This window comes from Mesorhizobium sp. M2C.T.Ca.TU.002.02.1.1 (assembly GCF_003997225.1).
The window spans coordinates 1-3,621 of record NZ_RZTO01000644.1; the positions used below are offsets into that span (position 1 = coordinate 1).

Below are 3,621 nucleotides of genomic sequence, written 5' to 3' on the forward strand. Positions count from 1 at the left end.
GGATTGAGCAGGTCGATGAGTTCCAGCAAGCCATCCGGCGTCAGCGACGGGCCGCATTTCAGGCCGAGCGGATTCTTGATGCCGCGGCAATATTCGATATGCGCATGGTCGGGTTGGCGGGTGCGGTCGCCGACCCAGATCATGTGGCCCGAGGTCGCGTACCAGTCGCCGGACGTGGAATCGACGCGCGTCAGCGCTTCCTCATAGCCGAGCAGCAGCGCCTCATGGCTGGTGTAGAAATCGGTCTCGCGCAGCGCGAAATTGGTCTCCGACGTGATGCCAACCGCGCGCATGAAATCCATCGTCTCGGTGATGCGGTTGGCGAGCGCACCGTATTTCTCGCCCTGCGGGCTGTCGGCGACGAAACCCAGCATCCAGCGATGCACGTTCTCCAGGCTGGCATAGCCGCCCTGCGCGAAGGCGCGCAGAAGGTTGAGCGTCGCGGCCGACTGGCGATACGCCATCTCCTGGCGCGCCGGATCGGGGATGCGCGACTTGGCGTCGAACTCGATGCCGTTGATGATGTCGCCACGATAGCTCGGCAGCGTCACGCCGTTCTTGGTCTCGTTGTCGGACGAGCGCGGCTTGGCGAACTGGCCGGCGACGCGGCCGACCTTCACCACCGGCTGCGCGCCGGCGAAGGTGAGCACCACCGACATCTGCAGGAAGACGCGGAAGAAGTCGCGGATGTTGTCGGCGCCGTGCTCGGCAAAGCTTTCGGCGCAGTCGCCGCCCTGCAGCAGGAAGGCTTCGCCGGCGGCAACCGCTGCCAGTTGCTTCTTCAGCTTGCGCGCCTCGCCGGCAAAGACCAGCGGCGGATAGGTCGCAAGCCGCGCCTCCGTGGCTTGCAAAGCCCCAAGGTCCGGGTAGGCCGGGACCTGCTTGATCGGCTTTGCCCTCCACGAATTCGGCGACCATTTCGTCATCGCTGCACCCAAACGCCCTTTCGGAGCAACTCCGGGAAAATGCGAAATTTCCGTCCGGAATTGCATCAAACAAACCGGCGAGCGTCCTTGCCCGCCATTCCAGCCTCGATACGAGGTCGCGGCTCCTTACACGAAGCCGACTGCCTATTCTAGCCGGGTTTTTCAGTGGTGGCGAATGCCTTGAGCTGCTCAGCTTCCCAATGTGGACGTCGTTAAGCGGCCTTGTCGACCAGCCGGGCCAACTGCGTCATCACCACCGCCGATCCCGCCAAACGCTTCTCGGCGTTCGGCCAGTCGCGGATAAAGACGACGCTGTGGTCGGCCCTGATCTTGGCCAGCGAGCCCTGCTCGCCGATGAATTTGACCAGCCCGACCGGGTTGGGGAACTCGCGCTTGCGGAAATGGATGACGACACCCTTGGGACCGGCATCGAGCTTCTCGACATTGGCCTTGCGGCAGAGCGCCTTGATGAAGACGATCTTCAACAGATGCGTCACCTCTTCCGGCAGCGGCCCGAAACGGTCGATCAGCTCGGCGCCGAACCCGTCGATCTCCTCGGTGGTCTCGAGGTCGCCCAGGCGCCGGTAGAGCGCCATGCGGAGCTGCAGGTCGGGCACATAGCTTTCCGGGATCATCACGGCGGTGCCGACCGCGATCTGCGGCGACCAGCCGCCGTCCTGGACTTCGCCGGTGTCCTTCACCTCCGCCACCGCCTCTTCCAGCATCTGCTGGTAGAGCTCGAAGCCGACCTCCTTGATGTGGCCGGACTGCTCTTCGCCAAGCAGATTGCCGGCGCCGCGGATATCGAGGTCGTGGCTGGCCAGTTGGAAGCCGGCGCCGAGCGTATCCAGCGACTGCAGCACCTTCAGCCGGCGCTCGGCCGTGTCGGTCAGCTTGCGGTTGGCCGGCAGCGTGAACAGCGCATAGGCGCGCACCTTCGAGCGGCCGACGCGGCCGCGCAGCTGGTAGAGCTGGGCCAGGCCGAACATGTCGGCGCGATGGATGATCAGCGTGTTGGCGGTCGGGATGTCGAGGCCGGATTCGACGATGGTGGTCGACAGGAGCACGTCGTACTGGCCATCGTAGAAGGCGTTCATGATATCGTCGAGCTCGCCCGGCGGCATCTGGCCATGGGCCACCGCCACCTTCAGCTCCGGCACCGATTCCTTTAGGAAATCATGGATTTCCGAAAGGTCGCTGATGCGCGGCACGACATAGAAGGAATGGCCGCCGCGATAGCGCTCGCGCAGCAGCGTCTCGCGGATGACCAGCGGATCGAAGGGCGAGATGAAGGTGCGCACCGCCATGCGGTCGACCGGCGGCGTGGCGATCAGTGACAGCTCGCGCACGCCGGTCAGCGCCAGCTGCAGCGTGCGCGGGATCGGCGTCGCCGACAGTGTCAGCACATGCACATCGTTCTTGAGCTCCTTCAGCCGCTCCTTGTGCTTGACGCCGAAATGCTGCTCCTCGTCGATGATCAAAAGCCCGAGATTCTTGAACGAGATCGAAGATCCAAGCAGCGCATGCGTGCCGACGACGATGTCGACCGTGCCCTCGGCAACGCCTTTCTTGGTTTCGGCCAGTTCCTTGGAGCCGACCAGGCGCGAGGCCTGGGCGATACGGATCGGCAAGCCTGAGAAACGCTGCGAGAAGGTCTTGAAATGCTGGCGCGACAGAAGCGTCGTCGGCACGACGACCGCCACCTGGAACCCTTCCATCGCCGCTATGAAGGCGGCGCGCAGCGCCACTTCCGTCTTGCCGAAGCCGACGTCGCCGCAGACCAGCCGGTCCATCGGCTTGCCGGCGCCGAGATCGTCCATGACGGAATCGATCGCTGTCTGCTGATCGTCGGTTTCCTCATACGGGAAACGCGCGGCAAACTCGCCATAGAGCCCCTCGGCCGGGATCATCGCGGGCGCGGAACGCATCTGCCGCTCGGCGGCGATGCGGATCAGTTGCCCGGCCATGTCGAGCAGGCGCCGCTTCAGCCGCGCCTTGCGCGCCTGCCAGGCGCCGCCGCCCAGCTTGTCGAGCGTCGCCTCGGCCGAATCCGAACCGTAGCGCGACAAAAGCTCGATGTTTTCCACCGGCAGGAACAACCGGTCGTCGCCCGCATAGTGGATTTCCAGGCAGTCATGCGGCGCGCCCACCGCCTCGATGGTGCGCAGGCCGATGAAGCGGCCTATGCCGTGATCGGCATGGACGACGATGTCGCCGGAAGACAGCGACGACGCCTCGGCGATGAAATCGGAGGCCTTCTTCTTGCGCTTGGAACGCCGGATCAGCCTGTCGCCGAGGATATCCTGCTCGGCGACGACGACCAGACCGTCGGTCTCGAAGCCGGATTCGAGCGGCAGCACGGCAAGGCCCGCCTGCCCCGGCTCGAGCTTTTCGACCTCGGCAAGCGTCGCGACGGTCTTCAGATTGCCGAGATGATGCTCGGCGAGAATTTGTCCGAGCCGGTCGAGCGAGCCTTCGGTCCAGCCGGCGACGATGACACGGCGACGGACTTCGCGCTCGTCGGCAATGTGTTTTACGACGACGTCGAAGACGTTGATGCTCGGATCGGCGCGTTCCTCTGCAAAACTGCGGCCATGGCGCGAGCCGGCATGGAAAACCTTCTTGCCTCCGACATCGGGCGCATCGAACACTGTGAAGTCGATGTCTTCGCGCGGGCCGAGCGAAGCCTTGAGAT

The 3,621-nt window shown here is 64.5% G+C and carries 2 protein-coding genes; both read right to left on the bottom strand.

The window, feature by feature from the left end; genetic code table 11:
- A partial coding sequence (locus EOD07_RS26695) for a 3-deoxy-7-phosphoheptulonate synthase class II (protein ID WP_164772554.1) occupies positions 1 to 926 on the bottom strand: 926 nt, incomplete at its 3' end.
- A 212-nt stretch (positions 927 to 1,138) separates the two neighbouring features.
- On the bottom strand, positions 1,139 to 3,621 hold a 2,483-nt coding region (gene mfd / locus EOD07_RS26700), incomplete at its 5' end, for a transcription-repair coupling factor (protein WP_127237542.1).